This window comes from Mesorhizobium montanum, from assembly GCF_033977145.1.
GTDB classification, from domain to species: Bacteria; Pseudomonadota; Alphaproteobacteria; order Rhizobiales; family Rhizobiaceae; genus Mesorhizobium; species Mesorhizobium montanum.
On the sequence record NZ_JAVIJF010000002.1, the window covers coordinates 235,395 to 251,924 of the forward strand.

Here is a 16,530-nt window from a genome sequence, read left to right on the forward strand (position 1 = left end):
GGTCACGGTCAGCTGTCGAAGAAGACCGTCTCCTTTTCGCCCTGAAGGTGGATATCGAAGACGTAAGTATCGCCTTGGCGCTCGGCGATCAGCGTCGGCACGCGCAGGCGATGTTCGATGCGCGCAAGGATCGGATCTTCGGCATTGGCCGTTTCCTCATCCGAAAAATAAAGCCTGGTGTTGAGGCCGATATTGATGCCGCGCGCCACGATCCACAGTGTGATATGCGGCGCCATCAGCCGCCCGTCGCGGAACGGCACCCGGCCCGGCTTGATCGTGTGGAACAGGCAGACCCCCGTTTCCATGTCGGTCGGCTGCCGGCCCCATCCTGAAAAATTCGGGTCGGCGGCGCCGCGCAATTCCGCAGGCGAATTGTAGAGACCGTCGGCGTCCGCCTGCCAGATCTCGATCAGCGCATCCTTGAGCGGCGTGCCGGTGCCGTCGAGCACACGGATGCGCAATTCGATCCGCTCGCCCTTGCTCAAGTCATTGACCATGGTCGAGCCGAGGTCGCTCGCATAGACGCCGCCGATGCCGCAGAAATTGGGCGTCAGCCCGATATGCACATAAGGCCCGGCGGTCTGCGAAGGGCTTTCCTTCAGCCGGTCGAGCGACTGCGCCATCAATTGCCCTCCGGCCGGTTCTCGAACAGCGTCGAGCGGCGCCCGCGCAGCACGATGTCGAACCTGTAGGCGAGCGCATCCATCGGAATGGTCGAGTGCATATCGAGCGCGGCGATCAGCGCCTCGACCGCGGCCCTGTCGGAAATGCCGCCGACGATCGGACAGCGCCATATCAGCGGGTCGCCCTCAAAATACATCTGCGTGATCAGCCGCTGCGCGAAGCCGTGGCCGAAAACGGAAAAATGGATATGCGCCGGCCGCCAGTCGTTCGGGCCGTTCGGCCACGGATAAGGACCGGGCCTGACGGTGCGAAAGGCATAGCCGCCGTCCTCGCCGGTGATGGTGCGGCCGCAGCCGCCGAAATTCGGATCGAGCGGCGCCAGATAGCCGTCCTTCTTGTGACGGTAACGGCCGCCGGCATTGGCCTGCCAGAATTCGAGCAAGACGCCAGGCACGCCTATGCCGCGTTCATCCAGCACGCGTCCATGGACGATGATGCGCTCGCCGATGGCGCTCGCGCCGGCCTTGGCGAAATTGTGGATCAGGTCGTTGTCGAGCTCGCCGAGCATCGCGTGCCCGAACACTGGGCCGGTCAATTCCGACAGCGTGTTGTCGAACGACAGCAACGCTTTTTGCGGTGAGCGCAGCACCGAGCTCTTGTAGCCAGGTGTGAACGCCGCCGGATGCCACTGGCGGTCGCGCTGAAAGAAGGCGCCCGTTTCCGGCGCCCGGTTGGAGCTGGGCTCAGCCATGGGAGGCTCCATCCATCTGCGCGAACACCTCCTTGGCGATCTTGAAGGCGCGGTTGGCGGCCGGCACGCCGGCATAGAGCGCGACATGCAGGAAGGCCTCGCAGATGTCGTCGCGCGAGGCGCCCGTGTTGGCGGTGGCGCGCACATGCATGGCGACTTCCTCGTCGTGGCCAAGTGCGGCAAGCAGCGCCAGCGTCACGATCGAGCGCTCACGCTTGGACCAGCCGGGCCGCGCCCATACCGTTCCCCAGGCGGCTTCGGTGATCAGTTGCTGGAACGGCCGATCGAAATCGGTCGCGGCATCTTCGGCGCGGTCGACATGCGGACTGCCGAGCACGGAACGACGGACCTCGAGACCGGTCCGGTAGCGGTTCTTCGTAACATCATCCATAAGCAGACTTTCCCTCCGGCAACGAAGCGACGAAATCGCGGATCAAAGTGGCGAGCGCTTCGGGTTGCTCGATGCAGGGGATGTGTCCGGCATTGCGGATCACTTCGAAGCGTGCGCCGGGGATCAGCTCGGCCAATGCGCGGACGAGATCGGGCGGCGTCGAACCGTCCTGATCGCCGACGATGCAAAGCGTCGGCACAGCGATGCGCCGGGCGCTGTCGGTGAAATCGGCATCGCGCACCGCAATGCAGGTGCCGATGTAACCTGGCAGCGCCTGCCTGGTCAGCATGTTGCGGCAGCCCGCCAGCTCGGCCGCGCGCCTGGCATGGAACTCCAGCGTGAACCACACCTTCAGCACGCCATCGGCAATCGCCTCGATACCGTCTTGCTCAACGGTTGCGATGCGCGTGTTCCAGCTTGCGGCGGTACCGATCTTATGCGCTGTGTCGCTGAGGATCAACGCTTCTACACATCTGGGATGGCGGGTATAGAGCCGTTGCGCGATCATGCCGCCGACGGAGAGGCCGAAGAGCACGACTTTATCGAAGCCGAGGTGATCGATGAGGGCGACCAGATCATCGACATGATCGTCGATCGAGCGTACCCCGCCGCCGATATCGGAAAGCCCGTGGCCGCGCTTGTCATAAACAAGCATCGGCATTTCACCGGTCAGTTTGGCGACGACGTCGTCCCAGATCCGAAAATCGGTGCCCAGCGAATTGATGAAGATGATCGGGCGCGACGTGCTGGCCGCCTCGATATGGCGATGGTGCAGCGTCACGCCGCCTATGCTGACGAATGGCACGATTTTCGATCCTCCAAAACCACATTGCACCAGGTATTTGGTTCGGTAAATCGAAACCGTCCAGGATTGCTTCGGCCTCTCCTCATGCGGGAGCTTGCTGCCTACCCGAGCGTCAGTCCCGCCTTCTTCGCCTCCTCGCGTAGGAACGGCAGGCCAACCTCGATGACGTCGCGCGGGTCTTCCGCCACCGGACGCCAGACCGCCAGCCCGCCGGCGATGTCGACATCGACATGGTTCATGCTTTCGAGCGTGATCGCGCCCTGATAGCCGATGTCGGCGATCGCCTTCATGCAGGCCGCCCAGTTGAGCATGCCGCGCCCCGGCACGCCGCGATTGGCCTCCGACACATGCACATAGCCGAGGTAAGGTGCCGCCGCCTCGAACCCTGAGGCAAAGCTCTCCTCCTCGATATGCATGTGGTAGGTGTCGAGATGGATGAAGATGTTGTCGGCGCCGACCCGCTCGATGATCCGCGCCGCGTCGATGCCGCGGTTGATCAGATGCGTCTCGTAGCGGTTGCAGGGCTCGATGCCGAGCTTGAGGCTGCGCGACTTCGCCGACTTCGCCGCGCGTTCGAGGAAGCGGCAGATGCCGTCGATCTCCCTTTGCGTCGGCGCCCGGCCGGTGGTCTTGCCGATCGTGCCGTAAGTGACGCCGCCAAGCGCCTCGGCGCCGACCTCGTTGCAGACCTTGAAGGCGGGCTGCAGGAAGTCGAGCGCCTCTTCCGGCCGATCGACCACGTCGAGCGCGCGCGGCAGGCCGAGCGACGGAATAAGTTCGACGCCATAGTGGCTGGCGAAGCCGCGCGTGCGCTTGGTGTCGATCTCCTCGGGGCGAAGCAGCGGGATCTCCATCAGGCCGATGCCGAGTTCCTTCAGCCGATCCATCTGCGGTTCGATGCGGGCCAGGTCCCAGACGGGCGCGATGGCGAAAGTGTGCAGTCCAAATGTATTCATAGGCTCAGCCCCGTTGCTCATGCGCCGCCGCGGCGGCGATATCGCCGCCGCCGACGATGCGGCTGACGACTTCGTTCATGTTGGTCTTGGCGGTGACGAGATCGGCGTCCGCCCTGCCGTGGCGCAGCACGACGATCCGGTCGGTGACCGACAGCACGTCGTTCAGCCGGTGCGAGATCAGGATGACGGCGATGCCTTCCGACTTCAGCCGCCGGATGAGATCCAGCACGCTCTGCACCTCGCGCACGGCCAGGGCCGCCGTCGGCTCGTCCATGATCACGAGCTTGGGATTGAAGGTGAGCGCACGGGCGATCGCCACGGTCTGCTGCTGGCCGCCGGAGAAGGACCCGACGGAGCGATTGATCGACGGCAAATGCGCACCCAGCCGCTCGATCATCCTGGCGGCCTGTCGATCCATTTCGCCTTTGTCGACGAAGCCGGGGAAGAGGCCGAACAGCCGCTTGGTCGGCTCGCGCCCAAGGAAGATGTTCGATGCCACGTCCTGCTGCTTGGCCAGGGACAGATCCTGGTAGATCATTTCGATGCCGAGGCGGCGGCGCTGTCCGGGGTCAAGCGCAAGGATGTCCTTGCCGTCGAACTCGATCGAGCCGGTGTCGGCGCGGTAGATGCCGGTGATGGTCTTCATCAGCGTCGACTTACCGGCGCCGTTGTCGCCGACCAGTCCGACCACCTCGCCGGCCGCAACCGACAGGTCGACGCCGTGCAGCACGTCGACCGCGCCAAAGCTCTTGCGGATGCCGCGAAGCGAAAGCAGGGTCATACGCGCGACTCCTTCCGCACCTGGTACTGGTCGATGAAGACCGCGAGGATCAGCACCGCGCCGATCGCCATCTGCTGGTAGTAGGATTGCACGGCAAGCAACGTCAGCCCGTTCTGCAGCACGCCCATGATCAGCGCGCCGATCATCGTGCCGAGGATCGAGGCGCGGCCGCCGAACAGGTTGGTGCCGCCGATGATCGCCGCGGTGATCGCGGTGAGCTCATAGTTGATGCCGGCCGTCGGATCGCCGGCATTGACGCGGGCCGTGAAGAGCAGGCCCGCGAGGCCGGCAAGCGCGCCGGAAAGCGTGTAGATGATGCGGCGGTGGTGCTCGACGCGGATGCCGGCGGCGCGGGCTGCCCCTTCGCTGTCGCCCAGCGCCAGCGTGTGGCGGCCGAAGCGCGTATAGGCAAGCACCGCATGCGCGACGATCGCGGTCAGCACCAGTATGATCACCGGCATCGGAATGCCGAACGGTCGGCCCTGGCCGATATAGACAATCTCGGGCGGCAGCCCGTAGATCGCCCTGCCCTGCGAGATGACCAGCGCCAGCCCGCGCGCCAGGCCAAGCATGCCGAGCGTGACGATGAAGGCCGGCACGAAGGCGCGGGTGACCAGTTGCCCGTTGATATAGCCTGCAATCGCGCCGGCCAAAATACAGGCGATCACGGCAAGCACCGACGGCCAGCCGAGATTGACCGCGACGAAGGCGCCGGCGACGCCCGCAAGTCCCATGACCGAGCCAAGCGACAGATCGAGCCCGCCGGAGCCGATGACGAAGGTGGCGGCGATCGCCAGCACGCCGATCGTCGATGTGGCTAAAAGGATGTTGAGGAAGTTGCTGAGCGACAGGAAATAGGGCGAAAGCAGCGCCATCGCCATGCTCAGCGCCAGAAGCACCACCAGCGACTCCAGCCTGATGTGGAGCCTTTCGACGGATGCGCGCTGCACCCGAGCCCAGAACCCGGGCTGTTCAGAAGCCATGTCTTTGCACCTTGAGAGAGGGCGGTAAGGCAGTAGGCGGTAAGGCAGTAGGCGGTAGGGCTTAGGCAGTAGGGAAAGGATGATAGCGGTGCGAGCTGCTTGCTTCCCCTACTGCCTACTGCCTACTGCCTACTGCCTACTGCCTATTCCCTACTTACTTCACATATTGCAGCATCGGCTCCTTGCCGGCGTCGATCACGTCCTTGGTCAGCACCAGTGTCGGCACGGCGATGCTGTCCTCGACCTTCTCGCCGGCTAAAGCCTTCTTGACGTTCTCGACCGCCTGCTTGCCGACGAGATAGGGAAGCTGCGCCACCGAGGCGTTGAGGCGGCCTTCCTTGATCGACTTCACGGCATCGGAATTGCCGTCGACGCCGATCATCGTCACCTGCTGGCCCTTGCCCGCCGCGTAGACCGATTCCACGGCGCCAAGCGCCATGCCGTCATTGGCGCAGAAGATCGCGACGAGATCGGGATGCGCGGTCAGCGTGTCGGTGGCGATCGAGGCAGCCTTGCCGCGGTCCCAGTCGCCCGGCAGCGAGGCGACTATCTCTAGGCCAGGCGCCAGTTCCTTCAGCTTGTCGGCAAAGCCCTTGGCGCGCTTCTCGCCGGTGATGTTGCCCGAGAGGCCTTCGATCACCAGCACTGGACCCTTGGCGTCCTTGCCCAGCTTGGTGGCGAGATACTCGGCACCCTGCGCGCCGGCGGCGATGTTGTCGGACCCGATATGGAAGGTGACCTTGACGCCTTCCTTGTCGAGCACCGCCTGGTCGAGATTGTTGTCGAGGTCGACGATCTTGATGCCGGCATCCTGCGCCGACTTCAGGCACGGCAGCAGGTTGGTCGAGTTGATGGCGGCGGTGATCATCGCCACCGGCTTGCGCTCCAGCATCGTGTTGCAGAGATTGAGCTGCGGCTCCGCCGCCTGGTCGCTCTCGGCCGCCTGCTGGAAGTATTTCACGCCGGCTTCCTTGGCGCCGTCCGCGACGCCCTGGGCCATCGCGCCCCAGAACGGATTGGCCAGCGTCTTCATCAGCACGCCATACTCGCCGTCCTCCGCCTTGGCGACACCGACGGCCGAAAATGCCAGAGCCACGCCCAATGCCAGGCTAAATCGATTCATCTTTGGGAAAAGCGATGTCATTCCATCCTCCTTTTGTTGTTTGCGCCGGATGCCTCGGCCAGGGCCGGCGCCCTTCTTCCGTTGTCGACAATGGGGGCTATTGTCGGTCTCCTCCCCCGGAATGCGGGACGCTGCCTGGCGAGCCAACGGATTCCCGCATCAACACCTTGCAAGGTTCCAGCCGCGCCCTTGGCGGCCCTCCCTCGCCTTCGATCCTGCGAAACAAAACCTCCATCGCCTCGCTGGCGATCCGGCGCACCGGCTGCACCACGGCGGCGATCGCCGGCCATGTCACCTGCATCCATTCGGCGTCATCGAAGCCGACCAGCGAGATGTCGTTTGGGCAGTGCCAGCCGCGCCGCCGGAATTCCGACAGCGCCACCAGCGTACCCTTGAGGAAGAGCGAATAGACCGCCGTCGGCCGATCGTCGCCGGCTTCCCGCTTGCTGAAATAGTCGCGAAGCAGCGTCCGCAAAGGTTCGACGTCGCTTTCTGAAAGCACGACGTCGATGCGCATATCGGGCGCGAGCTCGAGTGCCGTGTTGCGGAACCCTTCAAGGCGGGCGCGCACCGTCGCCGCCTCCTGGCCGAGGCCGACGACAAGGATGTGGCGATGGCCCTGGCTGATGAGCGCGCGCGCCACTTCGGCACTTGCCGCCGCGCTGTCCGCTGAAACCGTGTCGAAGGCATCGTCGGCAAGCACACGGTCGATCAGCACGCCGGTCATGCCGTTGGCTTTCATGAAGGCTGCCGCCGGACCATGCTCGTTGCGAACCGGCGCAAGCACCACGCCTGCCACGCGCCAGTCATGCATGCGGGCGAGGATTTCCTTCTCGCGCGCTTCCGATTCACGGCTCGATGCCGCAACCAGCGTGTAGCCGCGCTGCTCGGCGAGGCCTTCCAGCTCGGTGACCATCTGGCCGAAGAACTCGCTTTCAAACTCCGGCATGATGGCGCCGATCATGCGGCGCTTGGCCCTGCGCATGTCGGAGGCTAAAGGATCGACGCGATAGCCCAGACGCTCGACGGCATCGAAGACGCGCTGCGCGTTTTCCGGCTTCACCGTGGTGACGCCGGAAAGCACCTTGGAGACGGTCGCCGCGGAGACGCCGGCATGACTTGCCACGTCGTGGATCGACGGACGCCGCTGCTGGGCTTCCTGTTGCGCCATTAATCTCCTCCCGAGGGCAGGTGACCGCCTGCTCCCTCACTAATGTAATCGATAAATCGATTTTTCGCTGTTGTAAATCGTTTCATCCGGAGTAAAAAACGCAGATGTGATTGACGCGATCCAATCGCACCGGGAGGAAAAAACATGTCCGACAAGGTCTTGCCGCTGGTAATCAGCGCACCCGAACCGCGCACGCTCGATCTGATTTTCACGCCGCCGCAACTGGCGCTGTTTCGCAGGAAATATCGCATCGTCGAGACAACGCCCGAAGGCGTCTCGGAGTTGCCGCGCGATGCGCTTGCCGAAGCGCGCTACATCGTCGGCCAGCCGCCGATCACACCGAAGACGCTGGAGAAATTGAAGGGGCTGCGCTGCATCTTCAATGTCGAGACCAACCTCATCAACAATATGCCCTATGAGACGCTGTTTGCCCGCGGCATCCACGTCGTCACCACCGGCCTGGTCTTCGCCGAGCCGGTCGCCGAGCTTGGCCTCGCCATGGCGTTGAACCTGGCGCGCGACATCGTCGACGCCGACCTCGCCTTCCGGCAGGGCAAGGAATTATGGGGCGGCGACGGCAACCAGACCGCGCGGCTGCTCTCGGGCGCCGATGTCGGCATCATCGGCTTCGGCGACCTCGGCCGGGCGCTCAACCGCCTGCTGACCGGCTTTCGCACCCGCACCAAGGTCTACGATCCGTGGCTGCCGCCGTCGATCCTGATCGACAACGGCGTCGAGCCGGCCTCGCTGGACGAGGTGTTGTCGCAAAGCGATTTCGTCTTCGTCGTCGCTTCCGTCACCAGCGAGAACCAGGGTTTCCTGGGCGCCGATGCGTTCGCAAAAATGCGTAGGGGTGCGGCCTTCATCCTGCTCAGCCGCGCCGGCGTCGTCGATTTCGCGGCGCTGATGGCGGCGGTGAAGAGCGGTCGCATCGTTGCCGCCAGCGACGTTTTTCCCGAGGAGCCACTGGCCAAGGACCATGCCGTTCGCGCCCTCCCCGGCTTCCTGCGCTCGGCGCACCGCGCCGGTGCCCTCGACATCGCGTTCAAGCGCATGGGCGACATGGTGCTGGAGGACATGGATCTCATCGACCGCGGCCTGCCGCCGCTGCGCTCCAAGCGCGCGGAGCGCGAGACCGTTTCGCGCATGCGCTCCAAGCCGGTCGACAGGAACTGAGCTCGAACAACCCGCCTACAGTGTGCCAAGCCGAAGCGCGTCACGCGCAATTTGCCAGGCCGTCTCCACATGCCGCCGGGCCGCGGCCTCCGCCGCTTCCGGCTTGCGTAAGCGGATGGCGTCCATGATGGCGTTCATTTCGGCGATCGCCGGCTCGCGGCGGTTCGGCGACGTGATCGTCATCGAACGCAGTTGGTTGATGCGGACATTGAGGCCGGTGACGATCTCCCAGGCGATGCGCTTGTCGGCGGCTTCGAACAGCACCTCGTAAAACCTCGCCGTTGCCCGCATCACCTCGGCCGGCACGCCCGACGCCCAGGCTTCAAACAGCTTTGCCAACGCTGCATCGAGCAAGGCGATCTGGCCGTCGGTGGCCGAGGTGGCGCAAGCTTTCGCCGCTATGCCTTCCAGCAGCGCGCGCAACTCGTAGATCTCGTCGGTCCGGCCGAGATCGGGCTTGGCCACCGCCGGCCCGTGCCCAGGTATCATCTGCACCAGGCCTTCGGCCTCCAGCTGCCGCAGCACCTCGCGCACAACCGAACGGCTGACCCCGAGCTGGTCGCAAAGCGGCCGCTCGACTAGCCTTTCGCCGGGCTGGAAATGGAAATCCATGATCGCCTCGCGCATGCGCTCCAGCGCCAGCGTCCGCAGCGTCTTGGCGGAGCGGTCAATCCGAAGCGTGTCGTCAGCCATTTCTTCTCACCTGTTAGCCTCTCAACAAAAACAGATTCCATGCCCGGTTGACAAGGTACGTGACACTCCATAGCATGGTATACCATAAGACGATACAGAAATGAGGGCGCCGTGTCGCGCCGTTTCGTCCGAGGAATTCAATGCAGCCGGCCATTCGCAAGATCGTGACCTACACCGAAAACACGCTGATCGAAGGCGGCAAGTCAGCCCCGCGGCCGTTGCGCCTGATCGGCGTCGCCGCCGTCTTGACCAACCCGTGGGCCGGCCGCGGTTTCACCGAGGATCTCTCTCCGGAGATCCGCGCCTTCGCACCGGTGCTCGGCGAAACGCTGACCAATGAGATTATCGGTGTCGCGGGTTCAGGCGAAGCGATCGAAGGCTACGGCAAGGCCGCCATCTGCGGCACGTCGGGCGAAGTCGAGCATGCCTCGGCGCTGATCCACACGCTGCATTTCGGCAACCACTATCGTCGCGCCGTCGGCGCCAAGACCTACCTCGCCTTCACCAACCTGCGCGGCGGGCCGAACACGCCGATCATGATCCCGCTGATGGATAAGAACGACGAAGGCCGCCGTTCCCATTATCTGACCGTGCATTTCCAGATCGGCGATGCGCCGGCGCCGGACGAACTGGTGGTGGCGCTCGGCGCCTCCATCGGCGGCCGCCCGCACCACCGCATCGGCGACCGCTACCAGGACCTGAAGGAGCTGGGGGATCTGCATGGCTGACGCCGCGACGATCCACAGCAAAGCGCCCGACGACACCGGCTTCATCCGGGTCGGTTCCGGCGCTCCGGTCCTGCTGATCCACGGCGTCGGCATGAATGCCGCGATCTGGCATCCGCAGATCGCCGCGATGCAGAATCGCTTCGACGTCATCGCCATCGACATGCTTGGCCATGGCGCCTCGCCCCTGCCCCCGGAGAACGCCGGCCTGTCCGACTTCGCCGATCAGGCGATTCGCCTGCTCGACCACCTTGGCCTGGACCGCGTCGCTGTCGTCGGCCACTCAATGGGCGCGCTGGTCGCACAGGAGTTGGCGCTCCGCGCTCCGTCACGCGTCGGGTCGCTCGTCTGCCTCAACGCCGTCTTCCGCCGCCCGCCCGAACTCGCGCAGGCGGTGCGCGAACGAGCGGCAGCGCTTGGCGGCCCCTGCGATCCGTCGGCCATTGCCGCGACCATCGCCCGCTGGTTCGGCAGTCCGATCCCGCCTGCTCTGGCTGACGCGGCCGCGACGGCCCGCATAGCGCTCGAAAGCGTCGATGCGCAAGGCTATGCCCGCACCTATCGTCTCTTTGCCAGCGCCGATACCGCGCACGCCGATCGGCTGGCCGATCTCACCGTGCCGGCGCTGTTCATGACCGGGTCGGAAGATCGCAACTCCACCCCGGCCATGTCGGCGGCGATGGCACGGCTTGCGCCGGCCGGACAATGCCTGGTGCTGAACGGCGAAAAGCACATGATGACAATCGCTTCGCCGCAAAAAGTGACTCAGCGCATCATGGCCTTTCTCGACCAGACGGCGGCTGCTCCCGCAAGCGTCGAGGTCGATCCCGCATTCGACGCCCCCGCATTCGACGCCATGGAGTTCAGACGCGCGCTGGGCTCCTTCCTGACCGGCGTCACCATCGTCACCACGATCGACGAAGCCGGCGACCCGCGCGGCTTCACGGCCAACTCTTTCACTTCGGTCTCGCTCGATCCGCCGCTGGTGCTGGTCTGCATCGCCAAGAAGGCGCTGGGGCATCAGGCCTTCTCGACCTCCAGAGGCTTTGCCATCAATATTCTGGCCGAAGCCCAGAAGGCGGCTTCCGGTATCTTCGCCTCGAAGGCCGCGGACAAGTTCGCCTCCGTCGCTTGGCAGCCCGGACAAAGCGGCAATCCATTGATCGAAGGATCGGTGGCGGTGTTCGATTGCGGCATGGAGCAACTGGTCGATGCCGGCGACCATTCGATCCTCATCGGCCGCGTCCGCGATTTCAGCCACAATGGCACGCAGCCCTTGGGCTACTGTAGGGGCGCCTATGTCACGCCTGGGCTGAGCCAGGAGGCGCTTGCGGCGGCCGCTCCGCCCGGAACCGAGGTCGGCGCCATACTCGAGAAAGAAGGCCGCGTGCTCTTCTTCGAGACCGCGGAGGGTGCCTGCCAACTGCCGGCCGGACATGGGCTGGGCGCCGCGAACGACCCCCGCAGCCTCAAGGGGCGGCTTGCCGCCAGCGCGATCGATGCCGAGCTCGGTTTCCTCTACGCAGTGTGGGACGACGCGACGGACGCCTCGCGCACGCATGTCTATTATCGTGGGACGGTGGCTGCACCCGTCTCCGGCGACGGGCAGATCCGCTTTGTCGAGATCGAACGGATCACCGAATTGAAGGTCGCCGACCCGGCTGTCCGCTCGATGCTCGCCCGCTACGCGCGCGAGCGTGCCGAGGACACTTTCGGCGTCTATGTCGGCAGCGAGGTCGAAGGCGAGGTCCGGCCGCTCGCCAAGCCGGCGCTATCGGCGCCAATCCATTCCGGCCCAATCCATTCCGGCCAGCGGTGAGACCGATGAAATTTTCGCTTTTCGTCCATATGGAGCGCTCGGATCTGGCCAAGCCGCATTCCGAATTGCTGACGGAACTGGAAGAACTCGTCCTGCTGGCGGAAGCGGCAGGTTTCGAGGCGGCCTGGATCGGCGAGCATCACGGGATGGAATTCACCATCTCGCCGAACCCGTTCATCAACATCGCCTATCTCGCTGCAAAGACGAAAACGATCCGCCTCGGCACCGGCACGATCATCGCGCCATTCTGGCACCCGATCAAACTCGCCGGCGAAGCCGCGATGGCCGACGTCATCACCGGCGGCAGGCTGGACATAGGCATCGCGCGCGGCGCCTACAGCTATGAATATCAGCGCGTCTTCCCGGGGTTGGACGCCTGGGGCGCCGGCCAGCGCATGCGCGAGATGATCCCGGCGATCCGCGGCCTTTGGGACGGAGACTACGAGCATTCCGGCGAGTTCTGGCAGTTTCCTCCGACCACATCCTCTCCCAAGCCGTTGCAGAAACCCTATCCGCCGATCTGGGTGGCGGCCCGCGACCCGAACTCGCATGACTTCGCCGTTGCAAACAAATGCCAGGTCCAGGTGACGCCGCTCGCCTCGGGCGACGGCGAGGTCGCGAACCTGATGGAGCGCTTCAACGCCGCTTGCCAGGCGCATCCAGACATTGCGCGGCCGGAAATCATGCTGCTGATGCACACCTTCGTCGCCGAGGACGCCGCCGAGGCCGATCGCCTGACCCAGGATCTCTCGCAATTCTACTGCCAGTTCGGCGCCTGGTTCCAGAACAAGAAACCCGTTCGCCAAGGTGTTCTGGAGCCGCTGACCGAGGACGAGATCGCGGCCATGCCGCAATACGCACCCGACAAGATCCGGCAGAACCTCGTCATCGGCGAGGCCGACGAGGTGATCGCCAGGCTGAAGGTCTACGAGGCGCAGGGCTACGACCAGTATTCGATCTGGATCGACAGCGGCCTTTCGCACGAGCGCAAGAAGAAATCGCTACAGCTTTTCATCGACCAGGTGATGCCCGCCTTTCAAGGATCCGAGGCGAGGTCGCGATGAGCAGCAACGTCTTCAGGAACTACATAGACGGCCAGTTCGCCGAGCCTTCCTCCACCTTCGACAGCATCGACCCATCGACGGGCCTGCCATGGGCGAAGATGCCGGCCGCGACCATCGCCGATGTCGATCGCGCGGTTGACGCCGCGCACCGAGCGCTGCGCTCCGCTCCGTGGTCGGCGATGACCGCGACTGCGCGTGGAAAACTGCTGGTCAGGCTCGGCGATCTCGTCGCCGCCAATGCCGGGCGGCTGGCCGAGCTGGAGACGCGCGACACCGGCAAGATCATCCGCGAGACCCGCGCCCAGATCGCCTATGTCGGCGACTATTACCGCTATTATGGCGGGCTGGCCGACAAGCACGAAGGCGCCTTCATCCCGATCGACAAGGCCGACATGGAAGTGACGGTCCGGCCCGAGCCGATCGGTGTCGTCGCTGCCGTCGTGCCGTGGAACTCGCAGCTCTTCCTGTCGGCGGTCAAGCTCGGCCCGGCGCTGGCCGCCGGCTGCACCGTCGTTCTCAAGGCCTCCGAGGATGGCCCGGCGCCTTTGCTCGCCTTCGCCGAGCTCGTCCATGAAGCCGGCTTCCCGGCCGGCAGCGTCAACATCATCACCGGCTTCGGCCATGATTGCGGGCATCGCCTGACCAGCCATCCGCTCATCGCGCGCGTCGCCTTCACCGGCGGCCCTTCGACCGCGCGGCGGATCGTCGCCAACACGGCGGAGAACCTCGCCTACACGACGCTCGAGCTCGGCGGCAAGAGCCCGGTCGTCGTCTTCGCCGACGCCGATCTCGACAGCGCCGCCAACGCCGTCGTTGCCGGTATCTTCGCGGCGACCGGCCAGAGCTGCGTCGCCGGCTCACGGCTTTTGGTCGAACGTTCGGTAAAGGACGATTTCCTCGCGCGACTGAAACGCAAGGCCGAGACCATCGCCATCGGCGATCCGCAGGATCCGGCCACGGAGATGGGTCCCCTAGCCACCGCACGCCAGCGCGAACGGATCGAAGCGATCGTCGCGCAAAGCGTGGCGGCAGGCGGCGTGCTGATCACCGGCGGCGCGCGGCCAAGGGACAAGGCTGACGGATTCTACTACGCGCCGACGATCATCGAGGCGGCGGATCAGGCTCTCGCCTGCGTGCGTGAAGAACTGTTCGGCCCGGTTCTCAGCGCGATTGCTTTCGACAGCGAGGCGCAAGCACTGGCGCTTGCCAACGACACGCCCTTCGGGCTCGCTTCCGGCATCTTCACCAGCAATCTCGCCAAGGCGCATCGCATGGCGCGCGGCATCCATGCCGGCGTCGTCTGGGTCAACACTTACCGCGCCGTCTCGCCGCTTGTTCCGTTCGGCGGCTACGGCCTCTCCGGTCTCGGTCGCGAAGGCGGCCTCGACGCCATCCGCGACTACACGCGTTCGAAATCGGTGTGGATCCGAACCTCGGACGACCCGATTCCCGATCCCTTCGTCATGCGCTGAGGCGGCATGGCGGCGGTGCACTGAAGAACAAGAAACGGAACACACCAATAGAGGAGAACGACATGAAACTGATTTTCGCCGGCATCCTTGCCGGGCTTATGGCGACCACTGCCGCGAAGGCCGACGAAATGGTGTTCACCAGCTGGGGTGGAACGACGCAGGAAGCCCAGACCAAGTCCTGGGCTGAACCCTTCACCGCATCGTCGGGCATCAAGGTGCTGCAGGACGGACCGACCGACTACGGCAAGCTGAAGGCCATGGTCGACGCCAAGAACGTCACCTGGGACGTCGTCGACGTCGAGATGGACTTCGCCATCAAGGCCGCCAAGGACGGCCTGCTCGAGCCGATCGACTTCGCCGCCGTGCCGAAGGCCGATCTCGACCCGCGCTTCAGCAACGAGAACGCCGTCGGCAGCTTCTACTATTCCTTCGTTCTCGCCTGGAACAAGGGCTCTGTCACCGGCGAGCCGGCGAGTTGGGCCGACATGTTCGACACCAAGAAATTCCCCGGCAAGCGCACCTTCTACAAATGGTCGGCACCCGGCGTCATCGAGATCGCGCTGCTCGCCGACGGCGTGCCGGCCGACAAGCTTTATCCGCTCGATCTCGACCGCGCTTTCAAGAAGCTCGACACCATCAAGTCTGACATCGTCTGGTGGGGCGGCGGCGCCGAATCGCAGCAGCTGATCGCCTCCGGCGAGGCCGCCTTCGGCCAGCTTTGGAACGGCCGCGTCTTCGCGCTGGAAAAGGACGGCGCCGATGTCGGCGTCTCCTGGAACCAGAACCTCACCGCCGCCGACGTTCTCGTCGTCCCGAAGGGCGCCAAGAACAAGGACGGCGCGATGAAATTCCTCGCCGCCGCCACCAGCCCGACCGGCCAGGCCAAATTCGCCGAGGCGAGCGGCTACGCGCCGATCAACACCAAGGCTAAGGCTGAAATGCCCGCCGACGTGGTCAAGGGTCTGCCCGACGCCCATGTCGACGGTCAGATAAACCTCGACATGAACTACTGGGCCGAGCATCGCGACGAGATCGCCACGCGCTGGTACGCCTGGCAGGCGAAGTGACGCCCGTCTTTTCATGACAAGGTTCGGGATGGCGCTGGCCGTCCCGAACCGCAATCCGGGATACCGTCATGTCGGTGGAAGCACAGCAAGGGATCGCAACCCCGCGCATACCGGCAGGCCTTGGCGGCTTGCTCCCGGCGCTGATCCTGATTGGGCTTTTCTTCGTCGTACCGGTGCTGGCGCTGTTGCTGCGCAGCGTCACCGACCCTGTCCCCGGGTTGCAGAATTATGCGGCTCTTCTCGGTGACGGCACTTACGCGCGGGTGTTCTTCAACACCTTCCTGGTCGCCTTCGTCGTCACCATCGTCACCGTCCTCGTCGCGTTCCCGGTCGCCTGGATGCTGGCGATCATGCCGCCGGCCCTCGCCTCGATCCTCTTCGGCATCATCATCCTGTCGATGTGGACGAACCTCTTGACCCGGACTTACGCCTGGATGGTGCTCTTGCAGCGCACCGGCGTCATCAATCGAGGGCTGATGGCCGCCGGCATCATCGACCAGCCGCTGCCGCTCATCAACAATCTCACCGGCGTCGCCATCGGCATGGTCTACATCATGCTGCCCTTCATGATCCTGCCGCTGGTCGGCACCTTGCGCGCGATCGACCCGATGACGCTGCGCGCCGCCGCCCTTTGCGGCGCAAGCCCGCTTGCCGCCTTCCGCCGCATCCTCTTGCCGCTGTCGCTTCCAGGCATCGCTGCCGGCGGCCTGATGGTCTTCGTCATGTCGCTCGGTTATTTCGTCACGCCGGCGCTGCTCGGCGGCACGTCGAACATGATGCTCGCCGAGATGATCGCGCAGATGATCCAGTCGCTGCTCAACTGGGGGCTGGGCAGCGCTGCCGCCTTCATCCTGCTCGTCGTCACCATGGCGCTCTATGCGCTGCAACTGCGTCTTGTCGGCTCCAAGCGCGCGCCAGGAGGCGCCTGA

Annotated in this window: 17 protein-coding genes; 7 read left to right on the forward strand and 10 right to left on the reverse strand. The window is 64.7% G+C overall.

The genetic code is table 11. From position 1 onward, the window contains the following. Window positions 1–8: 8 nt before the first annotated feature. From pcaG to RFM68_RS03515, 9 genes are all read right to left on the reverse strand, one after another. A complete protein-coding gene (gene pcaG / locus RFM68_RS03475) occupies window positions 9–623 on the reverse strand; it encodes a protocatechuate 3,4-dioxygenase subunit alpha (RefSeq protein ID WP_320231258.1) in 615 nt (204 codons plus the stop codon). Beyond that, complete coding sequence (gene pcaH, locus RFM68_RS03480; protein WP_320231259.1) at window positions 623–1,375, reverse strand: protocatechuate 3,4-dioxygenase subunit beta; 753 nt, start codon at window positions 1,373–1,375, stop codon at window positions 623–625. Before pcaH ends, pcaG begins: the two co-directional genes overlap by 1 nt. Continuing rightward, a complete protein-coding gene (gene pcaC, locus RFM68_RS03485; protein ID WP_320231260.1) occupies window positions 1,368–1,766 on the reverse strand; it encodes a 4-carboxymuconolactone decarboxylase in 399 nt (132 codons plus the stop codon). The genes pcaH and pcaC overlap by 8 nt, the downstream gene beginning before the upstream one ends. Then, entirely contained in the window at window positions 1,759–2,571 is an 813-nt protein-coding gene (gene pcaD / locus RFM68_RS03490; RefSeq protein WP_320231261.1) for a 3-oxoadipate enol-lactonase, read from the reverse strand. The genes pcaC and pcaD overlap by 8 nt, the downstream gene beginning before the upstream one ends. A 101-nt stretch (window positions 2,572–2,672) precedes the next feature. Further along, a complete protein-coding gene (locus RFM68_RS03495) occupies window positions 2,673–3,527 on the reverse strand; it encodes a sugar phosphate isomerase/epimerase family protein (RefSeq protein WP_320231262.1) in 855 nt (284 codons plus the stop codon). Between the two features lie 4 nt (window positions 3,528–3,531). Beyond that, complete coding sequence (locus RFM68_RS03500) at window positions 3,532–4,308, reverse strand: ATP-binding cassette domain-containing protein (protein ID WP_320231263.1); 777 nt, start codon at window positions 4,306–4,308, stop codon at window positions 3,532–3,534. Beyond that, window positions 4,305–5,291 carry an ABC transporter permease gene (locus tag RFM68_RS03505; protein ID WP_320231264.1) on the reverse strand — a complete coding sequence of 329 codons (987 nt, stop codon included), beginning with the start codon at window positions 5,289–5,291 and terminating at the stop codon, window positions 4,305–4,307. The genes RFM68_RS03500 and RFM68_RS03505 overlap by 4 nt, the downstream gene beginning before the upstream one ends. A gap of 154 nt (window positions 5,292–5,445) precedes the next feature. Next, window positions 5,446–6,435, reverse strand: coding sequence for a sugar ABC transporter substrate-binding protein (locus RFM68_RS03510; RefSeq protein ID WP_320231265.1), 990 nt, complete (start codon window positions 6,433–6,435; stop codon window positions 5,446–5,448). A gap of 76 nt (window positions 6,436–6,511) precedes the next feature. After that, window positions 6,512–7,585, reverse strand: coding sequence for a LacI family DNA-binding transcriptional regulator (locus RFM68_RS03515; RefSeq protein ID WP_320231266.1), 1,074 nt, complete (start codon window positions 7,583–7,585; stop codon window positions 6,512–6,514). Between the two features lie 144 nt (window positions 7,586–7,729). Between RFM68_RS03515 and RFM68_RS03520 the strand changes: the two genes are divergently transcribed. After that, window positions 7,730–8,761: a hydroxyacid dehydrogenase gene (locus RFM68_RS03520; protein ID WP_320231267.1), complete on the forward strand. Its 1,032-nt coding sequence runs from the start codon at window positions 7,730–7,732 to the stop codon at window positions 8,759–8,761. 15 nt (window positions 8,762–8,776) lie between these two features. Here RFM68_RS03520 and RFM68_RS03525 read toward each other — a convergent pair whose 3' ends face one another. Continuing rightward, window positions 8,777–9,454, reverse strand: a complete 678-nt coding sequence (locus tag RFM68_RS03525) for a GntR family transcriptional regulator (protein WP_320231268.1) — start codon at window positions 9,452–9,454, stop codon at window positions 8,777–8,779. A gap of 140 nt (window positions 9,455–9,594) precedes the next feature. Here RFM68_RS03525 and RFM68_RS03530 point away from each other — a divergent pair, with 140 nt between their 5' ends. The 6 genes from RFM68_RS03530 to RFM68_RS03555 all read left to right on the forward strand — a co-directional run bounded on the left by RFM68_RS03530 (window position 9,595) and on the right by RFM68_RS03555 (window position 16,530). Beyond that, window positions 9,595–10,182: an amino acid synthesis family protein gene (locus RFM68_RS03530; protein ID WP_320231269.1), complete on the forward strand. Its 588-nt coding sequence runs from the start codon at window positions 9,595–9,597 to the stop codon at window positions 10,180–10,182. Continuing rightward, the gene (locus RFM68_RS03535) at window positions 10,175–11,998 is read left to right on the forward strand and encodes an alpha/beta fold hydrolase (RefSeq protein ID WP_320231270.1); all 1,824 of its coding nucleotides are present in this window, start codon (window positions 10,175–10,177) and stop codon (window positions 11,996–11,998) included. Before RFM68_RS03530 ends, RFM68_RS03535 begins: the two co-directional genes overlap by 8 nt. Window positions 11,999–12,003: 5 nt before the next feature. After that, window positions 12,004–13,062: an LLM class flavin-dependent oxidoreductase gene (locus tag RFM68_RS03540; protein WP_320231271.1), complete on the forward strand. Its 1,059-nt coding sequence runs from the start codon at window positions 12,004–12,006 to the stop codon at window positions 13,060–13,062. Next, window positions 13,059–14,534, forward strand: a complete 1,476-nt coding sequence (locus tag RFM68_RS03545; protein WP_320231272.1) for an aldehyde dehydrogenase — start codon at window positions 13,059–13,061, stop codon at window positions 14,532–14,534. Before RFM68_RS03540 ends, RFM68_RS03545 begins: the two co-directional genes overlap by 4 nt. Window positions 14,535–14,596: 62 nt before the next feature. Beyond that, window positions 14,597–15,601, forward strand: coding sequence for an ABC transporter substrate-binding protein (locus RFM68_RS03550; protein ID WP_320231273.1), 1,005 nt, complete (start codon window positions 14,597–14,599; stop codon window positions 15,599–15,601). 68 nt (window positions 15,602–15,669) lie between these two features. Next, window positions 15,670–16,530: an ABC transporter permease gene (locus RFM68_RS03555; RefSeq protein ID WP_320231274.1), complete on the forward strand. Its 861-nt coding sequence runs from the start codon at window positions 15,670–15,672 to the stop codon at window positions 16,528–16,530.

Excerpts from the sequence above, each read along its gene's own strand:
- pcaG (WP_320231258.1), bottom strand. The coding sequence starts at position 623 with ATGGCGCAGTCGCTCGACCGGCTGAAGGAAAGCCCTTCGCAGACCGCC.
- pcaH (WP_320231259.1), bottom strand. The coding sequence starts at position 1,375 with ATGGCTGAGCCCAGCTCCAACCGGGCGCCGGAAACGGGCGCCTTCTTT.
- pcaC (WP_320231260.1), bottom strand. The coding sequence starts at position 1,766 with ATGGATGATGTTACGAAGAACCGCTACCGGACCGGTCTCGAGGTCCGT.
- RFM68_RS03495 (WP_320231262.1), bottom strand. The coding sequence starts at position 3,527 with ATGAATACATTTGGACTGCACACTTTCGCCATCGCGCCCGTCTGGGAC.
- RFM68_RS03500 (WP_320231263.1), bottom strand. The coding sequence starts at position 4,308 with ATGACCCTGCTTTCGCTTCGCGGCATCCGCAAGAGCTTTGGCGCGGTC.
- RFM68_RS03505 (WP_320231264.1), bottom strand. The coding sequence starts at position 5,291 with ATGGCTTCTGAACAGCCCGGGTTCTGGGCTCGGGTGCAGCGCGCATCC.
- RFM68_RS03510 (WP_320231265.1), bottom strand. The coding sequence starts at position 6,435 with ATGACATCGCTTTTCCCAAAGATGAATCGATTTAGCCTGGCATTGGGC.
- RFM68_RS03515 (WP_320231266.1), bottom strand. The coding sequence starts at position 7,585 with ATGGCGCAACAGGAAGCCCAGCAGCGGCGTCCGTCGATCCACGACGTG.
- RFM68_RS03520 (WP_320231267.1), top strand. The coding sequence starts at position 7,730 with ATGTCCGACAAGGTCTTGCCGCTGGTAATCAGCGCACCCGAACCGCGC.
- RFM68_RS03525 (WP_320231268.1), bottom strand. The coding sequence starts at position 9,454 with ATGGCTGACGACACGCTTCGGATTGACCGCTCCGCCAAGACGCTGCGG.
- RFM68_RS03530 (WP_320231269.1), top strand. The coding sequence starts at position 9,595 with ATGCAGCCGGCCATTCGCAAGATCGTGACCTACACCGAAAACACGCTG.
- RFM68_RS03535 (WP_320231270.1), top strand. The coding sequence starts at position 10,175 with ATGGCTGACGCCGCGACGATCCACAGCAAAGCGCCCGACGACACCGGC.
- RFM68_RS03540 (WP_320231271.1), top strand. The coding sequence starts at position 12,004 with ATGAAATTTTCGCTTTTCGTCCATATGGAGCGCTCGGATCTGGCCAAG.
- RFM68_RS03545 (WP_320231272.1), top strand. The coding sequence starts at position 13,059 with ATGAGCAGCAACGTCTTCAGGAACTACATAGACGGCCAGTTCGCCGAG.
- RFM68_RS03550 (WP_320231273.1), top strand. The coding sequence starts at position 14,597 with ATGAAACTGATTTTCGCCGGCATCCTTGCCGGGCTTATGGCGACCACT.
- RFM68_RS03555 (WP_320231274.1), top strand. The coding sequence starts at position 15,670 with ATGTCGGTGGAAGCACAGCAAGGGATCGCAACCCCGCGCATACCGGCA.